Annotated in this window: 23 protein-coding genes; 7 read left to right on the top strand and 16 right to left on the bottom strand. The window is 54.9% G+C overall.

The features are described 5' to 3' along the window. Positions 1–5 precede the first annotated feature (5 nt). The gene (locus NQF89_RS04820; RefSeq protein WP_230873254.1) at positions 6–926 is read left to right on the top strand and encodes an LptA/OstA family protein; all 921 of its coding nucleotides are present in this window, start codon (positions 6–8) and stop codon (positions 924–926) included. Then, the gene (lptB, locus tag NQF89_RS04815; protein ID WP_155572963.1) at positions 923–1,669 is read left to right on the top strand and encodes an LPS export ABC transporter ATP-binding protein; all 747 of its coding nucleotides are present in this window, start codon (positions 923–925) and stop codon (positions 1,667–1,669) included. The genes NQF89_RS04820 and lptB overlap by 4 nt, the downstream gene beginning before the upstream one ends. Before the next feature lie 8 nt (positions 1,670–1,677). On the opposite strand, the gene NQF89_RS04810 is transcribed toward lptB, so the two are convergent. Continuing rightward, positions 1,678–1,887 (bottom strand): DUF1150 family protein, encoded by a 210-nt coding sequence (locus tag NQF89_RS04810; RefSeq protein ID WP_155572962.1) that lies wholly within the window; start codon positions 1,885–1,887, stop codon positions 1,678–1,680. 49 nt (positions 1,888–1,936) lie between these two features. Then, positions 1,937–2,455 carry an Hsp20 family protein gene (locus tag NQF89_RS04805; RefSeq protein ID WP_230873253.1) on the bottom strand — a complete coding sequence of 173 codons (519 nt, stop codon included), beginning with the start codon at positions 2,453–2,455 and terminating at the stop codon, positions 1,937–1,939. A 173-nt stretch (positions 2,456–2,628) separates the two neighbouring features. Here NQF89_RS04805 and def point away from each other — a divergent pair, with 173 nt between their 5' ends. From def to NQF89_RS04780, 5 genes are read left to right on the top strand one after another with little or no spacing between them, the layout of a single operon-like run. After that, complete coding sequence (gene def, locus NQF89_RS04800) at positions 2,629–3,180, top strand: peptide deformylase (protein ID WP_155572961.1); 552 nt, start codon at positions 2,629–2,631, stop codon at positions 3,178–3,180. Positions 3,181–3,184: 4 nt separating this feature from the next. Next, positions 3,185–4,117, top strand: a complete 933-nt coding sequence (fmt, locus tag NQF89_RS04795) for a methionyl-tRNA formyltransferase (protein ID WP_266137648.1) — start codon at positions 3,185–3,187, stop codon at positions 4,115–4,117. Next, on the top strand, positions 4,110–4,910 hold the full coding sequence (gene truA / locus NQF89_RS04790; RefSeq protein ID WP_266137647.1) for a tRNA pseudouridine(38-40) synthase TruA: 801 nt from the start codon (positions 4,110–4,112) through the stop codon (positions 4,908–4,910). Before fmt ends, truA begins: the two co-directional genes overlap by 8 nt. Before the next feature lie 32 nt (positions 4,911–4,942). Continuing rightward, positions 4,943–6,430, top strand: a complete 1,488-nt coding sequence (rfaE2, locus tag NQF89_RS04785; RefSeq protein WP_266137646.1) for a D-glycero-beta-D-manno-heptose 1-phosphate adenylyltransferase — start codon at positions 4,943–4,945, stop codon at positions 6,428–6,430. Next, entirely contained in the window at positions 6,430–7,578 is a 1,149-nt protein-coding gene (locus NQF89_RS04780; protein ID WP_266137645.1) for an AGE family epimerase/isomerase, read from the top strand. The genes rfaE2 and NQF89_RS04780 overlap by 1 nt, the downstream gene beginning before the upstream one ends. Here NQF89_RS04780 and dapE read toward each other — a convergent pair. The 14 genes from dapE to NQF89_RS04710 all read right to left on the bottom strand — a co-directional run bounded on the left by dapE (position 7,575) and on the right by NQF89_RS04710 (position 18,709). Continuing rightward, on the bottom strand, positions 7,575–8,720 hold the full coding sequence (gene dapE, locus NQF89_RS04775) for a succinyl-diaminopimelate desuccinylase (RefSeq protein WP_266137644.1): 1,146 nt from the start codon (positions 8,718–8,720) through the stop codon (positions 7,575–7,577). The genes NQF89_RS04780 and dapE overlap by 4 nt on opposite strands. Before the next feature lie 8 nt (positions 8,721–8,728). Next, a complete protein-coding gene (gene dapD, locus NQF89_RS04770) occupies positions 8,729–9,559 on the bottom strand; it encodes a 2,3,4,5-tetrahydropyridine-2,6-dicarboxylate N-succinyltransferase (RefSeq protein WP_155572955.1) in 831 nt (276 codons plus the stop codon). Positions 9,560–9,611: 52 nt separating this feature from the next. Next, entirely contained in the window at positions 9,612–10,526 is a 915-nt protein-coding gene (argB, locus tag NQF89_RS04765) for an acetylglutamate kinase (protein ID WP_266137726.1), read from the bottom strand. Between the two features lie 50 nt (positions 10,527–10,576). Next, a complete protein-coding gene (gene yihA, locus NQF89_RS04760; protein ID WP_266137643.1) occupies positions 10,577–11,239 on the bottom strand; it encodes a ribosome biogenesis GTP-binding protein YihA/YsxC in 663 nt (220 codons plus the stop codon). Then, positions 11,239–13,032 carry a membrane protein insertase YidC gene (yidC, locus tag NQF89_RS04755; RefSeq protein WP_266137642.1) on the bottom strand — a complete coding sequence of 598 codons (1,794 nt, stop codon included), beginning with the start codon at positions 13,030–13,032 and terminating at the stop codon, positions 11,239–11,241. The genes yihA and yidC overlap by 1 nt, the downstream gene beginning before the upstream one ends. A gap of 122 nt (positions 13,033–13,154) precedes the next feature. Beyond that, entirely contained in the window at positions 13,155–13,376 is a 222-nt protein-coding gene (yidD, locus tag NQF89_RS04750; protein WP_155572952.1) for a membrane protein insertion efficiency factor YidD, read from the bottom strand. Next, positions 13,373–13,723 carry a ribonuclease P protein component gene (gene rnpA, locus NQF89_RS04745; protein ID WP_266137725.1) on the bottom strand — a complete coding sequence of 117 codons (351 nt, stop codon included), beginning with the start codon at positions 13,721–13,723 and terminating at the stop codon, positions 13,373–13,375. The genes yidD and rnpA overlap by 4 nt, the downstream gene beginning before the upstream one ends. Continuing rightward, on the bottom strand, positions 13,723–13,857 hold the full coding sequence (rpmH, locus tag NQF89_RS04740; protein ID WP_018979184.1) for a 50S ribosomal protein L34: 135 nt from the start codon (positions 13,855–13,857) through the stop codon (positions 13,723–13,725). The genes rnpA and rpmH overlap by 1 nt, the downstream gene beginning before the upstream one ends. Positions 13,858–14,012: 155 nt before the next feature. After that, complete coding sequence (gloA, locus tag NQF89_RS04735) at positions 14,013–14,420, bottom strand: lactoylglutathione lyase (protein WP_155572950.1); 408 nt, start codon at positions 14,418–14,420, stop codon at positions 14,013–14,015. Positions 14,421–14,439: 19 nt separating this feature from the next. Next, positions 14,440–15,279 (bottom strand): LpxI family protein, encoded by an 840-nt coding sequence (locus NQF89_RS04730; protein WP_266137641.1) that lies wholly within the window; start codon positions 15,277–15,279, stop codon positions 14,440–14,442. Next, complete coding sequence (gene lpxA, locus NQF89_RS04725) at positions 15,276–16,133, bottom strand: acyl-ACP--UDP-N-acetylglucosamine O-acyltransferase (protein ID WP_155579168.1); 858 nt, start codon at positions 16,131–16,133, stop codon at positions 15,276–15,278. Before lpxA ends, NQF89_RS04730 begins: the two co-directional genes overlap by 4 nt. Before the next feature lie 5 nt (positions 16,134–16,138). Continuing rightward, positions 16,139–16,558: a 3-hydroxyacyl-ACP dehydratase FabZ gene (gene fabZ, locus NQF89_RS04720; protein WP_155573491.1), complete on the bottom strand. Its 420-nt coding sequence runs from the start codon at positions 16,556–16,558 to the stop codon at positions 16,139–16,141. 168 nt (positions 16,559–16,726) lie between these two features. Continuing rightward, complete coding sequence (gene lpxD, locus NQF89_RS04715; RefSeq protein WP_155572948.1) at positions 16,727–17,770, bottom strand: UDP-3-O-(3-hydroxymyristoyl)glucosamine N-acyltransferase; 1,044 nt, start codon at positions 17,768–17,770, stop codon at positions 16,727–16,729. Positions 17,771–17,788: 18 nt separating this feature from the next. Then, a complete protein-coding gene (locus tag NQF89_RS04710; protein ID WP_266137640.1) occupies positions 17,789–18,709 on the bottom strand; it encodes an OmpH family outer membrane protein in 921 nt (306 codons plus the stop codon). Between the last annotated feature and the right edge of the window lie 29 nt (positions 18,710–18,738).

Here is an 18,738-nt window from a genome sequence, read left to right as displayed (position 1 = left end):
AGGGCATGATGCGTTTTTCTGTCCTCTCTCGCTCTTATACTCCTCTGGCAGTGGCCGGGTTAACACTCGCCACCTCCCTTCTTGCAGCCCCTTGCTCTGCTCATGCGGCTGATACTGTCATGCCCGACCAATCACACGGGCAAGTTGTGCATCTCTTTTGGAAGAAGGAGGAGATTTACGACCATAACCGCCAGACCGTTACCCTCACAGGTGGAGCGCGTGCCCAGCGTGGTGATATGACTGTGGATGCAGATACGCTGGTTGGTTATCTCCGCCCCAAACCCCAAAGCGCACAAACTACAGAGAGCGATACGGGGAATATGGAGCTTTACCGCGTAGAGGCCTTTGGGCATGTCCATATCTATAACCTTGTGGACCAAGGATGGGGGGATCACGGGCTTTATGATGTCGATAAAGGCGTCATGCTGATGACTGGCAAAGCCATGAAGTTCACAAGCCCACGCCATCTCCTCACCGCACGCGACCTTGTGGAATATTACCCCCATACGCGCGTCTCCATCGGCTGGGGAGATGCTACTGTCAATACGAGTGACGGCAAACGCATCACCGCCGATATTATGCAAGCTTTTGAGCTCACTGATGCCCAGAAGGCGGCTAACCGTGCCAGCCAAAAGGGGCAGAGTGCTAACAATTCTGACCAACAAGACACAAATCTAGACCGCGCTTACGGTTGGGGGCATGTGGTCGTCCGCACCGAGCGACAAACCGCCACGGGGGACCGAGGGGTGTATCTAGCTGGGCCGCAACTTGCCCGTATGGTGGGTAATGTGCATGTCACCCAAGGGCAGAATCAAAATAACGGCTCCCAAGCGATTGTGGATTTTAAAACAGGCATTTCCCACATGCTCTCTGGCTCTAGTGACCCTGTACAGGGCCTAATTGTCCCAAATGAGACCAAGCAATGACTACCGACCTTATCAGCGAGACCCCCGGCTTAGCCGCACATGGCATTGCCAAGAGCTATAAAAAGCGCACTGTTGTGCATGATGTTTCCCTCCATGTGCAACGAGGTGAGGCTGTAGGGCTGCTTGGCCCGAATGGGGCAGGGAAAACCACCAGCTTTTACATGATTGTTGGTCTTGTGCAGGCCGATATGGGCAGCATCACCCTTGATGGTGCTGATATTACCCCCCTCCCCATGTATCGCCGGGCACGCTTAGGCGTTGGCTATCTCCCCCAAGAAGCCAGCATCTTCCGTGGGTTAAATGTTGAGCAGAATATTCTTGTCGCGCTCGAAGCAGTGGAGAAAGACCGCGACAAACGCCACGCTATGCTAGATGGCCTGCTTGCAGAGTTTGGTATTACACGGCTGCGGCGGTCCCCTGCCCTTGCTCTATCAGGGGGTGAGCGGCGGCGGCTAGAAATCGCCCGCGCTCTTGCTAGCCAGCCTAATTATATCCTCCTAGATGAGCCTCTAGCGGGGATTGACCCTATTGCGGTAAGTGAGATTCGCGACCTTGTCTCGCACCTAAAAGATCGCGGCATTGGCGTGTTAATTACTGACCATAATGTCCGCGAAACGCTGGAAGTGATTGACCGCGCTTATATCCTCCATAGCGGGCGCGTCTTAATGGAAGGCACACCGGAAGCCATTGTGGCTAACGAGGACGTTCGCCGCGTCTATCTGGGGGAGAACTTCTCCCTCTAATCCCAGAGCTAATGCAGGAAGGTCGGCACCATATCTTGCTCGAGGATGGCATCAACCGCGCTGGCTTCATCCTCAGCAATCGCTACGGGTGTGCCATCAGCGGCATAAATTGCCACAAGGGAAGCTCCCTCATAGGGGAGAGGCCGCAGATAAGCGACCTCTGTCAGACCCCAATCCCGCAGCTCCGCACCTGTCATCGCACGGGCACGGGCGTGCATCTCCTCTATAACATCATGTGCGGACTTAGTTTGAGTGGGCTTCCCCTTCTTACTCCCGCCCAAACGGCCCCTCCTCCATCACAGGGGATAGGTCACGCGCGGGGCTTACATCATCCCGGCGGGCTATATCGGGCATCGCAGTGGCAAGCTCAGCACTGCCTTGCTGGATGGTGATGTGTTTTATCCGCACCTCTGGCTCTGGGCGATGGAGGTCGATATGCAGCAAGCCATTATCAAGCCACGCCCCAGCAATCTCAATGCCTTCTGCTAAGACAAAGGCTTTATGAAACTGCCGCGCTGCAATCCCGCGATGGATGAACACGCGGCCCTGCGCGTCATCAGCTTGGCGACCACGAATGACGAGCTGATTATCCTCTTGGGTAATCTGCAAATCATCCATCACAAACCCTGCCACAGCAAGGGTAATCCGCAGAGCCGTACGGCTTAACTGCTCAATATTATACGGCGGGTAACCGTCTGATGCTGTTTTTGAAGCACGCTCAAGCATTTGTTCCAAATGGTCAAACCCCAAAAACATGGGGGATGTAAAAAGACGTCCTGACGACATAAGCGAAACGGCCTCCTCAAGGAGCGAGACGTGATAACAAGCAGGCGACCCTACCAAAGGCATCCCCCACGCTGCATGATATGATAATCCACCTCCTAAGATGCAAGCCCTCCCTCATTAGGCATACAAAGAAGACGCTGGAATTAACACCGCCCAGCCGCTAACATAGCCGTATGAAAGACTTAGATTTTCTTGAGCGGCTTGATGATATAGCCCCAACGTCAATTCTTGTTGCGCCGCAACCTGTTCTCAGCCGTGTCGCCCATGAGGTACGACCAGAGGATATGAGCGGGATTCGTGAGGCTCTGCCGGGGATGTTCTCGGCTATGTATAAGGCCCCCGGTATTGGCCTTGCGGCCCCACAAGTGGGCCTAAGCCAACGCTTTGTCCTTGTCGATGTTGCCCGCGAAGATGAACCACGCGACCCGATGGTCCTCATCAATCCAGAAATCATCGATTCTGCTGAGACACTCGCCGCGCGAGAGGAAGGCTGCCTCTCCCTCCCTAACCAATATGCTGAGGTTATCCGCCCGGAATCCATCCGTGTGCGCTATCGTAATTTAGCTGGTGAAACCATTGAGCAAGAGGCATCGGGCTTACTGGCCACCTGTATCCAACATGAGATTGACCATCTCGATGGTATTTTATTTGTGGACCATCTCTCCTCGCTAAAACGCAATATGATTATGCGGCGTCTAGCGAAGGAACAAAAACGGAGACGATAAACCCATGCGCCTCATCTTCATGGGGTCGCCGGATTTTGCCGTCCCTGCCCTTCATGCGCTTATAAAAGCGGGCCATGATATTGTGGCCGTCTATACCCAGCCCCCACGCCCCGCAGGCCGGGGGAAGTCATTACGCCGGCAACCCGTGCATGAGGCCGCAGATGCGCTAAACATTCCTGTTCGCACCCCAGAAAGACTGCGCCATAATGAGGAAGAGCTGGCTATCTTCCAATCCTTCAACGCAGATGCGGCGATTGTGGCGGCCTATGGGTTGCTTCTTCCAGAGGCGATTCTTAATGCTCCCCGCCTTGGGTGCTTAAATATTCATGCCAGCCTCCTGCCGCGTTGGCGGGGGGCTTCGCCCATCCAATCAGCCATTCGCGCTGGGGATGAAAAAAGCGGTGTCTGCATTATGCAGATGGATAAAGGGCTTGATACGGGGGCGGTCATTCTCTCCGAGGCCACACCCATCACCCCCACGGATACCGCTGGGAGCTTGCATGATAAATTAGCGGAGAGTGGTGGGCGTTTAATCGTCCGTGCTTTAGCCGAGCACCCCACCCCTCGCCCGCAAGATGATGCCCAAAGCTGCTACGCTCCGCGCTTAGAACGCAAAGATGGGCATATCGATTGGACACGCCCCGCCCATGAGATTGAGCGGCAAATCCGGGCCTTTATCCCTTGGCCAGGAAGCTATGCCTTATTGGATGAGCAAAGCTATCGCATTGGGGCCGTAACGCTAGTGGATGACGCCGAAGCCACTGCTCTCACCGCTGCATCCCCTATGCCGGGCACCATATTGGATAACGCTTTAACCATTGCGTGCGGGCAAGGCTGTTTGCGTATTGAGCAAATTCAAAAACCGGGGCGAGCCATGATGGCACGAGACGCCTTCCTCCGCGGTACCACGCTTAGCAAAGGGACCCGCTTTGTTTGATGCTGCTCCCCCCGGTATTAGCCGCTGGGCTATTCGTGTTGAGTTTGATGGACGGCCCTTTGTAGGCTGGCAGCGGCAAAAGAGCGGCCTTTCCGTCCAACAACTGATTGAAGAAGCTGCGCAGCATCTCACACAGGGCCGCAAGGTCAGCAGCGTAACGGCAGGGCGGACGGATTCGGGCGTGCATGCAGCGGGGCTTGTCGCGCATTTAGACTTCCCAGAAGATGCCCCGCTCAGCCGCAAAGCTGTGCGTGATGCGCTGGGCTATCACCTCAAACCCCACCCTATCTCCATTTTAGAGGCTGCCCCCGCACCGGATGGATGGAATGCCCGCTTCTCTGCAACATGGCGGCGATATCGTTACACCATCCTCAACCGCCCGGCTCGGCCTGCGATGCAGGAGGGCTTTGTCTGGCATATTCGCGCCCCGCTCGATATTGAGGCAATGCAGGAAGGGGCCAATCACCTCCTCGGCAGTCACGATTTTACATCCTTCCGTGCTGTCGCGTGCCAAGCGCGTGATGCCCTCCGCACCTTGGATGAGCTGACCATCACACGCTCGGGAGAGGCTGTGTATATTGATACACAAGCACGCTCTTTTCTCCATCATCAAGTCCGCAATATGGTGGGAACGTTAGCGTTAGTTGGCCATCATCAATGGTCCCCCGAGCGTGTAAAAACAGCCTTAGAGGCCCGTAATCGCTGCAAAGCAGGCCCTACGGCTCCACCTGATGGGCTATGCCTGATGGATGTTGGTTATCCTGATAATCCCTTCGCAACCCAAACGCGCTAACATCCTATGACTTCTATGAAGGGGTATGTATTTTGTCCAAGCCTGTAACAACCCGCACCATCACCATTCTGGGCGACCTGCTTTTAGACCAATATATTAGCGGTGAGGTCAATCGCATCTCCCCAGAGGCCCCCGTCCCCGTCTTATTGCACACTCAAGAGCATGTAACCCCCGGTGGGGCCGCAAATGTCGCGGTGAATGCAGCGGCTCTTGGCCATCCGGTCCATCTCATCGGAGTTGTAGGCAAGGACCCTGCGGCAGAAACACTCCGTCAGGCCCTAGCACAATGGTCGGACATCGCTTTAACGGGCCTTATCACCGATCCTAACTGGACAACCATTACCAAAACCCGTGTTCTTAGCGGGCGGCAACAAATTGTTCGCTTAGACCAAGAGAAACTGAACCCCCTCCCCCGTGCGGTTGAGGATGCCCTCATTGCTGCAACGCTCACCGCGTTAGAGACAAGCCGCATCCTCATTTGCTCCGACTACGCCAAGGGTGTGCTGTCTGATTATGTGCTGCAACATGTTATTGCCGCCGCTCGCGCACGGGACATTCCTATCTTAGTGGACCCTAAACGGGCTGATATATCCGCCTATCGCGGGGCAAGCCTTTTAACACCCAACCGGCAAGAATTGCGCACCGCGTTAAAAACCGCCTCTATCCGCCCGCCTACTGGACATGAATGGGCCTTAGATGAGGAGGCAGAGATTGAACAAGCCTGCACAGCCATAGCCTCTCTTACAGGTAGCGATATCCTCCTCACACGCTCCGAGAAAGGAATGACCCTCTGGCAGCAAGAGGCCGCCCCCCTCCATTGCCAAGCTCATCCTTCAGAGGTGTATGATGTCTCTGGCGCGGGCGATACGGTCATCGCCACAATCGCCTGCGCGTTGGCCGATGGTCATGCCCTCCCCAGTGCGGTCACTATGGCTACCACAGCCGCCGCTATTGCGGTGAGCAAATTAGGCACAGCCTATGTGACGCATGAGGAATTGCATCAGCATCTCCTCGCGGAAATTGCCGATAACGGCTCTTACCTCCCTCTTACTGATGCCTGTGCGATTGTGGAGACGTGGAAGCGTCATGGGGCTTCGGTCGTCTTTACGAATGGCTGTTTTGACTTGCTCCATCCCGGCCATGTTGCCCTTGTTCAATATGCTGCAGGGCAAGGTGATAAACTCATTGTAGCCCTCAATAGCGATGCTTCTATCAAACGGCTCAAAGGTCCACGGCGGCCTTTGCAGCATGAGCAAGCCCGCGCAACGGTTATACGCGCCCTACGCCATGTCGATCTTGTTGTTCTATTTGATGAGGACACCCCCCTTGAGACCATTACCGCCCTTAAACCGGACATCATCGTTAAAGGGGCTGATTACAAAGAGGATGAAGTCGTAGGGGGAGATTTCGTCAAGGCCTATGGCGGACGGGTCTGCCTTGCTCCACTGCTAGATGGCCATTCCACAAGCCGCATCGTTAAAATCATGGATGACACGCACCCTTTAAAGGACGTTCCCTAATGCCGTCTCTCACAACAGAGCAAACACAATGGTACTCATGGTTATGCCAGAAGGCCCTGCCCCTCTGGGACCAAGCTGGTTTTGATGAACAAGCTGGCTTGTATCATGAACGCCTCACCTTTGCAGGAGCTCCCATCCCCCTCCCTCATCGCCGTTTGATGGTCCAAGCACGTCAGGTTGCGACTTATTGCCAAGCGGCTTTAAACGGCCATTATAAAGCAGGAGAACGCGCTTTGGCCTGTTTGGCACAACTCACCAAACGCTATCATCGTGCTGATGGTCAAGCGGGATGGGTCTTTGCTTTAGGGCCGGACCTTGCCCCCTCTGACACCAAGCGCGACCTTTACGGCCATGCTTTCATCCTCTTTGCCCATGGATGGGCCTATCGCCTTAGCGGGGATACAGCCCTCCTTACCATAGCTGAGAAAAGCCTTGCTGAGATTGATGCCCTCTTTCCATCCCCTCAAGGGGGGTATCGTGACGCTATTCCTGCCCTCTCTGAGCGACATTCCCAAAACCCGCATATGCATCTTCTGGAAGCCTGCCTGACCCTTTTTGAAGTCTCACAAAGGGAGGTTTTTCTCCATCATGCAGAAGCTATTCTGGCTCTGGCCCTGCGCGCCTTCATCCCCCAAGGGACAGATGCGCTGTTAGAGTTCTTTACCCCCGCTTGGACGCCAGAAGAACCCTATGGGCGCAATCGTGTCGAACCCGGCCATCAAGCCGAATGGTGCTGGCTGTTAGGAGAGTATCATCGTCTTGCCCCAACAGGTGCGCACGCCACTGCTGCACGCAAGGCCCAACATAAGCTCTATGACCGCCTCCACCAAACTGTTCCCGGTCCACTCCTGCCCGATGCGTTATATGATGATGGTACCCTACTAGAGGCCACAACACGCATCTGGCCCCAAACGGAGATGATGCGCCTGCTCGCTCAACACGCGCCCGCTGATCCTGCTACGCGGTATCAACGTCTATGTCGTATGAGCCAACTTTTCTTCACCCAATACGCGCCTGCTACGCTCTTTGGTGGGTGGATTGACCGGCTAGATGAAGCAGGCAACAGCGCAACGGACCATATGCCCGCTAGCAGCTTGTATCATATCTATAGCGCGGGGCAGGCTATCCTTAACGCCCCACCCGCTTAAACACCAAAACGCTGCATGAACTCCCCGTAAATCTGGGTTAGCTCCTCCAATGAAGCGAGGGAGACATGCTCATCACATTTATGCATCGTTGCCCCCACGAGACCGAACTCCGCCACAGGGCAGCAATGCGTGATAAAACGGGCATCGGACGTGCCCCCGCCAGTATCGAGCTTCGGCGTCCGCCCTGTTACAGCCTCCACCGCTTGGGAGAGATGCTCTACCTCCGCCCCCGCTATAGTGCGAAAGGCTTCCCCACTGATGGAGACATCCACCGTGCCATGCGCTGTATGGCACGCCACAACATCCTCTATCCAGCCCGAAAGACTTTCCCCCGTATGGAGGTCATTAAAGCGAATATTCACCCGCGCCTGTGCCGTAGCGGGAATCACATTCGTTGCAGAATTACCGACATCAATGCTGGTAATTTGCAAAGATGAGGGCGCGAACCACTCATTGCCTTGGTCCAGCACACGCGCTGTTAGGTCACTTAAAATCTTCACAAGCCGATGGGTGGGGTTATCTGCCAAATGTGGATAGGCCACATGCCCCTGCACCCCACGCACCGTAATGACGGCATTCATGCTGCCACGGCGGCCAATCTTAATCACCTCCCCCATCTCCGTTGGGTTGGTCGGCTCACCCAGGAGGCAGAAATCAGGCTGTTCCCCTTGCTCTTTCATCCACTCCAACACGGAGCGTGTGCCGTAATGCGCGGGGCCTTCCTCATCCCCTGTAATCAGGAAGGCAAGGCTTCCTTTAAGAGGCCCGGCCTCCAGCCGGCGCGCTACAGAGGCCAGAGCGGCCGCTACGCCGCCTTTCATATCCGCTGTACCACGGCCATAAATACGACCCTCGCGCACCTCCCCCGCAAATGGGTCGCTGCTCCACCCCTCACCGGGGGGCACAACATCTGTATGACCAGCAAAGCAAAGGCAGGGACGACCCTCCCCTAACCGCGCATAAAGATTGGGGGTCTCCTCCCCCTTAGGGCCAAAGGCCAACCTTCTGACGGTAAAGCCCATCATCTCCAACGCCTCTGCCACGACGCCCAAAGCCCCGTCATCAGCCGGGGTGACAGAACGACAACGAAGAAGGGCCTGCAAAAGGGCAAGCGGGTCCCGCAGGGAAGATGACAGGCTCATAAGGTCACTCAGTCGCGCAAGAGCTCATTGATGGATGTTTTAGAGCGTGTCCGCTCATCCACACGCTTCACGATGACCGCGCAAGCTAAAGAAGGCCCACCCGGTGTCTTGGGTGGCAATGTACCCGGCACAACAACAGAGTAAGCCGGGACACGGCCCATATGAATCTCACCTGTTGTGCGATCCACAATCTTCGTGGAGGCCCCAAGGAAAACCCCCATGGAGAGAACAGAGCCACGCTCGACCACGACGCCCTCAGCCACCTCAGAGCGTGCGCCGATGAAGCAATCATCCCCAATAATCACCGGTGCGGCTTGGAGGGGTTCCAGCACCCCGCCAATCCCTGCCCCACCACTAATGTGGCAGTTCTTCCCAATTTGAGCGCAGGAGCCCACTGTGGCCCATGTATCAACCATTGTGCCGCTTTCCACACGGGCACCGAGATTAACGAAGCTGGGCATCAAAACCACACCCGGCGCAATATAAGCCGAACGCCGTACAACAGCCCCCGGTACAGCGCGGAAGCCTGCTTTCTCGAACTCAGCCTTGCCCCAACCAGCAAATTTGAGCGGCACTTTATCAAAGCCCGGGGCACCACCACAGCCATAAGCCATAGGCTCGGACTCATAAAGACGGAAGGACATAAGAACGGCCTTCTTCAGCCATTCATGAACAATACGCTCCTCGCCCTTTTGCTCTGCAACACGGAAGGTCCCGTTATCCAACCCTGCCAGAGCAGCCTCTACGACATCGCGCGCCTCCCCTTTGGTTTGAGGAGAGAGGCTTGCACGGTCCTCCCACAAAGTTTCTACATGCTTACGCAGCGTTGCGTGGTCCATAATTCATTCCTTTTTAACAACCATCATGAGGGCAAATAGCGTGCCCTTTTCCTCATTCTGCCTTGATGAGCGTGCCCGGTCCGGCGCGGGTAAACAGCTCTAGCAAGCATGTATGAGGCACGCGACCATCCAAAATAACCGCAGCCTTAGCCCCTGCTTGCACGGCTTTAAGGCATGTCTCCACCTTCGGAATCATCCCGCCTGTGATATGCCCCTCTTTAATAAGCCGGCGTGCCTCTGCTGCGGTAAGCTCCTCAATGCGCTTACCATGCTCATCCAAAACACCGGGTACATCGGTCAGCATCAATAGACGAGAGGCCCGCACAGCCCCCGCTACGGCCCCGGCGGCTGTATCGGCATTAATGTTATAAATCTCGCCTTCCTTACCGGCCCCTAAAGGAGCAACAACGGGAATCAACCCCGCCCCTAAAAGCGCATAAAGAACGCGCGGCTCCACCCGCACAGGCGTGCCGACAAAGCCGAGGTCTATAGCCTCCTGATGTGCCGCATCACCCCGGCGATAATGGACTAACCGCTCGGCCTGAATCAAACGCCCATCCCGGCCGGAAATCCCAACGGCCAAGGCCCCTGCATGGCTGATAAGGTCTGCCACTTGCTTATTGACCGTACCGGAGAGGACCATCTCGATGACATCAATCATCTCACGGTCTGTCACCCGCAGCCCATCCACGAACTGGGATTCAACCCCCAGACGCTTCATCATAGCGTTAATTTGTGGCCCCCCGCCATGCACCACGATGGGGTTAATCCCCACAAGCTTGAGCAAGGCAATATCGCGCCCAAATGTCGCGGCAAGGTCATTCTCAACCATTGCGTGGCCGCCATATTTCACCACAATAGTATCACCGGCATAGCGGCGCAGATAAGGCAAGGCCCTTGCAAGAATAGCCGCTTGCTCTTGCTCGCTTAATTTATCGGACGCCAGAAATTCTTCTGGGAGTGGCATAGGAAGGGAAGATGAAGAAGACATGACCATTCACTCTCAGACACTATTTTTCAAGGACGCCCAATAGCGGGTTCAGCAAACTGCGCTATTATGCCACGCAATTCCGCAATACCCAACGCAGTTGTACTACTTGTCGCCACAATATGGGGGAAGGCTGCCGCATGGCTTTTCGCCAAGGCTTCCACTTCCTTCACACACTCTGTTAGAACCGTGGGGGATAAAGCATCGCATTTTGTCAGCACGATTTGAAAGACAACCGCCGCCTTATCCAAAAGGGCACAAACCTCTTTATCAGAGGTTTTAAGGCCAACCCGGCCATCAATCAGCAAAATCACACGGGCCAGATTCGGACGGCCACGCAAATAGGCGAACATCGTCCTCTGCCAATCTTCCTTCACCGCTTTGGAGGCTTTAGCAAAGCCATAACCCGGCATATCCACCAAAGAAAGACGCCCGCCGAGGTCGAAGAAATTAAGCTGCTTTGTCCGCCCCGGCTCTGATGAGGCACGGGCCAAAGCCCGCCGCCCCGTCAAAGCGTTAATGATGCTGGATTTGCCTACATTAGAGCGTCCTGCAAACGCCACCTCTGCCCGCTCTGGCGGGGGAAGCTGCTCGATCGTCTGCGCGCCGAAGAAGAAGTCACAAGGGCCTGCAAAAAGCCGCCGACCTTCCTCAAGTTCTTCCTCACTCAGAGCAGGGATATGATGTGGCATCACGGCTCGTTCTTCTTGCCAAAGCGTTTACGCAAAGCGCGCCCGCCCAGCTTCATCAACGGTACAGGCAGGGCCGTCCGCCGCTCGATATAATGCTGCTGGAGGAAGGTCAGCACGTTGTTCCATGTATAATAAACCAGCAGACCAGCAGGAAAGCTCGACATCACAAAGACATACACCAGCGGCATGAATTGCATAATCCGTGCCTGTGCTGGGTCCATCTGAATCATGCTATGCTTCTGCAACAGCCAGAAGGTAATGCCCAATGCCGCTCCCCAGACGCTAAGATGCAAGAAGGAGAAAATATGGGTTGGGTCAAACGGCAAGAGACCAAATAAGTTAAACAGATTTGTTGGGTCTGGGACGGAGAGGTCCTTAATCCACCCAAAGAAGGGCGCGTGCCGCTCATCAATGCTCAGATTCAGCATCTTATACAAGCAGAAGAAGATAGGAGCTTGGATAAGCATCGGCAAACAACCCCCAACCGGGTTAATTTGCTCCTCCTTATACAAGGCCATGACCTTCTGATTCATCGTCACCGGGTCATCTTTATATTTCTGCCGTATCTCCGTGACTTTAGGGGCCACGAGCCGCATACGTGCTGATGATTGTGCCGCTTTAGACGCCAAGGGAAAGAGAACAATCTTCACCAACAGCGTTAAAGCCATCAAAGCAAGGCCGAAATTACCAATATGGATATAAAGCCAATGCAGCACGAAAAGGATGGGCTTATTCAGGTAGGAGAAAGCACTCCAACCGAAATCAATACTATCATCAAAGCGGGGCAAACCTAGCTTGCGGCCATAATAACGCAGCAATCCGGGTTCTTTCGCACCAGCAAACAGGTAACTCCCCTGCCCTAGCCGCGCACCATCCTGAATGACCATCGGCTCTTGTGGGGTAAAGGTTGCGCGATAAGAGCCGCTCTGTGGGAGATAACTTTCTTGCAAACGGACAGGCAAAGCCGAATCCGCCCCGATGGCTGCTAACCAATATTTATCCGTAATGCCACCCCAACCACCTTTGCTCGTGGCCTCCCACGAGACATGATTCGGCTTGCCAGCATCACCACGAATGTCTTTATACCCATTGCGTGTCAGGTCATTTTCCATGACGGAAACAAGGCCCTCAAACTCTGTTAAAGAGCCTGTGTTTTGCGGCAGATAATCACGCTGTATCCGTTGGAAAGGATAAAGTGAGACAGGCTGGCCAGAGTGATTCTCCACCTCCTGCCGTACCGTCACCATATAGTGACGATCCTGCGCTAAATGAATAATGAAGCGCACATTCGCGCCATTATCCCAATAAAGCGTCACGGGCTGCTCTGGTGTAAGGGCCTCCTGCCCACCATCGACCTGCCAGAGGGATTGCTCATCAGGCACACGGGTTTTATCCCCCTCCCCATTCTGCCAGCCTAACACAAGATAGGTCGGCATTTTGCTGCCTGCTTTATCCAGCAACCGCACGAGCGGACTATCATGGGCGATCGTTTCGCGATAGCGCGTAAGCTCCAAATCATCCAACCGCGCCCCGCGCAGATTGAAGGAGCCTTGCACATCAGGACTCCGCACCGCTAGACGATGCTCTTTGTGGTCGTCCTGTGCTGCCTCTGCCACAGCCGGAGAGGCCATAGGAGTCGTAACAGCGGGCGATTGATTCGCCACAACAGAGGCCGGAGCCGGTGGGGGCGCGGCCTCTGGCTTATGCGCTTTCTGCGGCACAAGAAAATTAAAGCCAATCAGAATTAACGCTGATAAGCCAAAAGCGAGGATAAATCTTTTGCTACTTTCCATCGGGCTAGAGCCGCTCTTTCGTTGAACTGGAAGGGTAGATGGCCCTTCACTGGCGTAAAATCATCCCTAAAACAATAGCCGGGTTCATTTTTTTATCCATCCCGCCCTTATTAAATAGGCTGCTAAGGGGGATGATCCACACCCCCCGGATGAAAGGGATGACATTTTAAAATACGGCGTATCGTCAACCAAGAGCCATAAAACGGCCCATATCGGCGTATCGATTCCTCACCATAAGCACTGCAAGACGGGTAAAAACGACAACGCCCACCCATAAGCGGCCCTAGCAAAATCTGGTACAGCTTTATTAAACCGACCAAAAAGACACTAAGCACATGCCTCATCTCCCCTCACCCTCTAAGGCGCGGAGGACTTTCCGAACATCTTTCTTTAAAAGAGAGAAAGGCCGTTGCCTCGTTGCAGCACGGCCTATCAAAACAAGGTCACCAGAAGGAGGGCAGCCCTCCTCCTTCACGCTCACACGTAAAGCCTCACGCAGACGGCGGCGGGTGCGATTACGCACAACAGAATTACCGACCTTTTTCGTTACGGTAAAACCAGCACGCACCCCCACATCCCCCTCTCGCGGCAGAACCTGCCCAATGAGACCGGGAGACACGACCTTCTGCCCCTTACGGGCTAAATATAGAAACTGCGACCGCTTTTTGAGACGGTCAAGCCGCTCCATAATTAGGCAGAAAGCTTCTTACGACCTTTTGCACGGCGGTTAGCCAGCACGCGACGCCCGCCAACAGTAGCGGAGCGTGTACGGAAGCCGTGACGACGCTTACGAACCAGACGGGAAGGCTGATATGTGCGCTTCATTCTTTCTATCCTCTAATCTTTAGAACATGCTCAATGGCACGTTTTAGAACAGGACGCACCCAATAACGCCCCTCCACTTAGGGGTGGCTTTTAAGGGGCTGGCCCTGCTCTGTCAATCCTACAATGCCCACTCATTGCTTATAAGGCATTAGAACTTAGGCAGGCTTCGGAGCGTCAGCTTTCTCAATCAGCTCAATCTTATAGCCATCAGGGTCCTGCACGAAGGCAATCACAATGCCCGTATTGCCCATCGGCCCAGCCTCACGCGTAACGCGCCCACCTCCCTGGCGAACAACCTCTACCGCCTCCGCAACATTTGGCACCCCAACAGCAAAATGCCCGAAGCCCGTGCCGTGAGTATAATCTTCTGTTTGGTCCCAATTATAGGTGAACTCAATTTCCGCTTCACCATGCTCATTGCCGCCATAGCCAATATAAACCAGCGTAAACCGCCCCTCTGGCACTTCTAACCGCCGCAGCTCACGCATGCCTAGCAGCCGGTAAAAGCTTAAACTACGCTCAAGGTCACGTACACGAACCATTGTGTGAAGATAAATGCTCATATCTCTTTCGTCCTACTCCCTATAAAGAGGGTGTTTCCGCCCCCAAGCCATAAAGAAATAATCCTAAACGGTCTGCCTCTCTTATACAGTGCTTCTCATCCAGCACCAAGGTCAGCTGTGGGGGAAAAGCGACCCCACGCAACCCAGCCTCTGCCGCCCTTACAAGAGTCATCGGACCGATTGTTGGCATATCAGCACGCAGCTCTTGCCCCGCTTTGGGCATTTTAACGAGCACCCCGCCCGCCCCTTCCTGCTGCAAAGCCGCACAACGCTGGAGCATCGCATCTGTCCCCTCCAGAGCTTCTACCGCCAAGGTCAGCCCTTGCTGAACAACACAGCCCTGCCCAATATCTAGCGGTCCCATCACGGATAAAATATGCACCGCTTGCTTTATATCCGCTAACGCTTGTTCATCAGGCTGAAACCTGCCCCATGCTCCCTTCTGGCAACATGACGGTGTGAGAAACTCATGCGCCCCACGGATGCGAAAGCCTTCCTCCTCCAAGAGGCGTACAATCGCAGCAAGAAGGCCATCATCCCCCGCAAAGAGGGCGCGGCCTAACCGGCCTATCAAGCGCATCCCCTCTGCATCAGGCCGTAAAGCCCGCCATGAGGGTCGCTTAATTGGGCCTATTAAAACAAGCTCTCGGCAATGCTGCGCCCTCAAAGCGCGCAGAATCGCCCCAGCCTCACCGAGGCGTATAACCTCATGAGGGTAGGGCGTAAGCAACGCCTCATCTACAAAATCTTGAAAACCGATAAGAAACGGCTCACGCCCTTGCTGGCGTAGGGCCGCAGCAACACGAGCAGGCAAGGGACCACCACCGGCTAAAATCCCAACCCGCTCTTGCTGGCTCACCCCTCATCATCCTTTTCCCACGCAGCCCCTCTCCCCGGGCGGGTCAGACCGCGGCGCGTTGGGGCCTCCATAAAGTGGAGCATCTCCGCCACACGCTCAATATGCCCATATTTTTGGCGAACAGCCTTCACACGCTCCCCTAAAAGGGCGTCCCCTCCACGAATACGAGGGTATAATTCCCGAAAAGCAAGACGCATCTTCTGGATTTCCCCTGCATCCACCCCCGCACGTTTCAGCCCTACCCAATTAAGCCCTACGAGACGAGCACGGTTACCTAAAACACTCCCATAGGGGATAACATCCATCTCCACACCGCACAGCCCCCCCACAACGGCCCCACGGCCAATGCGGACAAACTGATGCAACGCAGCCGATCCCATAATGCGTGCTTGCTCCCCAATAATCACGTGACCGCCCATCACCACATTATTGACAATGATAACACCATCACCCAACACACAATCATGCGCGATATGGGCATTGGCCATGATGAGACAATCTCGCCCGATATGGGTTTCCCCCGCGCCTTGGGCTGTACCACGATGAATTGTGACACTCTCCCGCACGATGGTCCGCGCCCCAATATGGCACCGTGTCGGCTCATTTTTATATTTTAAGTCTTGCGGGGGATACCCCACTGTCGTGAAGGGATAAATCTCCACCCCTTCCTCCACAACAGTATGCCCCTCTATCATAACAGACGCATGCAGGCGGACATCATCGCCCATACGCACATGCGGACCCACCACACACCAAGGGCCTATCTGTACCCCTCGGCCTAAAGTCGCTTGTGGGTCCACAAAGGAGGTGGGGTGAATCTCCGTCTTTTTAGGGAGATGTCCCGGTTCTGGCATCAAAGTCAGTCCACAATCATCGCGCTGAATGATGCCTCAGCCACAACGACATCATCAACCTTTGCCACCCCACGAAAACGCCACACAGTCCCCCGTGCGCGCTCTTTTTTAACATGAATCCGCAACTGGTCGCCCGGACCAACAGGACGGCGGAACTTCGCGTTCTCCACCGTCATGAAATAAACCAACTTCCCCTCGAAAGCCTTCCCGAGGGTTAGCACCACCAAGGTTGCCGCTGTTTGCGCCATGGCCTCAATGATGAGAACACCTGGCATAACAGGCCGCGCCGGGAAATGCCCCTGAAAGAAAGGTTCATTAACTGTCACATTCTTAATGCCGACAGCGGATTCCCCTGCCTCAATGTCTTCCATCTTGTCCAGCAAGAGGAAAGGATAGCGATGCGGAATCGCCTTCATAATCTGCATGACATCAACGCTCTCTGGCACTTGATGTGTCTGCTCAGCAGCCTCTCCCACCTATTTCATCTCCCGGATTTTTTTGACAAAACGCGACCAGCCCTCATCACCTTAGGATGAAGGGAGCAATCTTTGCCCCTTTTACCAAAAAAATCCCCAAAAACCAATCCGGGAATGTTATTTGCGCGACAACTTCCTTAATGTCGCCACATTGCGAAAAAACTCTCGGAAAGGCATCGCGGGGCTACCAATCACATCGGCCCCCGCTTCCACATCATTCATAACGCCGCATTGCGCACCAATCCGCGCCTTACGGCCAATATGAATATGGCCAATCAGACCCGCCTGCGCGGCAATCGTTACGAAATCCTCAATCACGGTGGACCCAGATACACCCGCTTGGGACACAACAATACAGCAACGGCCAAGCTGTGCATTATGGCCTATTTGCACCAGATTATCGATGCGTGTCCCCGCCCCAATCACCGTGTCACGCATTGATCCACGATCAATAGTTGAGTTCGCTCCAACCTCAACACCATCACCCAGCACAACACGACCTAGCTGCGGGACCGTCTCAAACCCTTCCGGCCCCACGGCAAAGCCAAAACCATCTTGCCCAATCCGCGCACCGGGATACAAAACCACGCGCTCCCCCAACAAGGCGTGGCTAAGTGAAACATGCGCCCCAATCCGGCACCCTGCCCCTATAACAACATGGTCGCCCACCGAAGCATGCGCGCCAACCACACAGCCATCCCCAAGGCTCACCCCATCACCAATAACAGCGAACGGCCCTATCTCCACCCGCTCCCCAATCGTAACATCCTGCCCAATAACGGCAGTAGGATGCCGTTTGGCTTGAACAGGCGGTAAAGGATGGAATAAACGCGCAACACGGGACCAGAGCAAATAAGGCTCACGACTCACCAGCGCGGTACAGCCCTCAGGCACTTTATCAACAAAAGCAGGCCCTAGCACGACCAGACCCGCCCCCGTTTTCTCTAACAAAGGCAGATAACGGCGGTTATCACAAAAACTAACATGCTGCGGCCCTGCTGCATGGAGCGGAGCAACCCCCTCAAAGAGGGTTCCTCCCCCAGCAGGACCCGTTGCCTCCGCCCCGGTGGCCTTCACCAACTCATCTAGAGAAAACGGCCCAGCACGCGTGAAGAAACGAGAATCACCCGGTAATTGTGTTTTCTGTGCATCCGCCCCCATGGCCGCCGCCCTCTGGTTTTAGTGACGCCGTACTACAGAGCCTGCTGCTGGTGTTTGCGCAAGTGCAGGTGGTTGCTGTGCAGCCTGCATCATACGCTCCTCATCAGCAGTAGTCGGCATTTTACCAGATTTTGCCAGAACCTCCGGGTCCACACCATCAGCAGGGATGAACACATGGGGCAAAACCTTGTTCAAGCGGTCTGCCACTTCCTCGGTAATATCCTGACCATCAACATGAAGAACTGCCTGCTCCGCATGGAGGATGAGATTCATGCCATGGGCAGCCGCAACCTTGGCAATAATGCCATCGCGTTGCTCCAACACCCGCTCAATCTGATGGAAGGCCACTTGATAAGCCTCTTGAATGATTCGTGCTTGATTGCCAAAATCATGCTGATCCTTCGCGCGGCGTTCTTGCAAATGCCGTACACGCAGCTGGAGTTGGTCGGATGTCAGACTACGCGCTTGCACTTGGAGCTTCTGCTGCTCCTCCCGCCATGCCGCTTCTTCCTTTTGGACCTGCTGTGCGAGGCGATCACGCCGTGCCCCAAGGACCTGCTGCATCTCTTGCGCTGCTGTAGAAAGCTGCATCACACCTTGGACACTAATCAACCCCAATGTAAGCGGTGGTGGAGCATCCTCCCGTGGAACAGCTGGTGAGCTAGGCACAGCAGGAAGTGGCAAAATAGCCGGGGCCTGCTGTGGTGCATCACCCTCACCTTCATCAGAGGCTCCATCATCCACACCAGCGGCATTTTGTGAAGCCACAGGCACCGTAGGAGCCGCCGCAGCATGGTGATGCACTGCTGGGGTGGCTGGCTGAGCCGCCTTCGGCACGAACCATGCCCCACTTCCATTATTGTCAGCAGCAACAGCCTGCCCTAGCGGCAAAAGAGCCACCGTGCTGGCGAGCATCAAAGAGACGGAAAAGCGTGACATGAAACCCTCTTATCCAAAAAGTCCTAGCG

This window comes from Bombella pollinis (genome assembly GCF_026385485.1).
In the GTDB taxonomy this organism is placed as follows: Bacteria; Pseudomonadota; Alphaproteobacteria; order Acetobacterales; family Acetobacteraceae; genus Bombella; species Bombella pollinis.
Note: the sequence above shows the minus strand (reverse complement) of the source record. Positions and strands in the feature narration are given on the sequence as shown.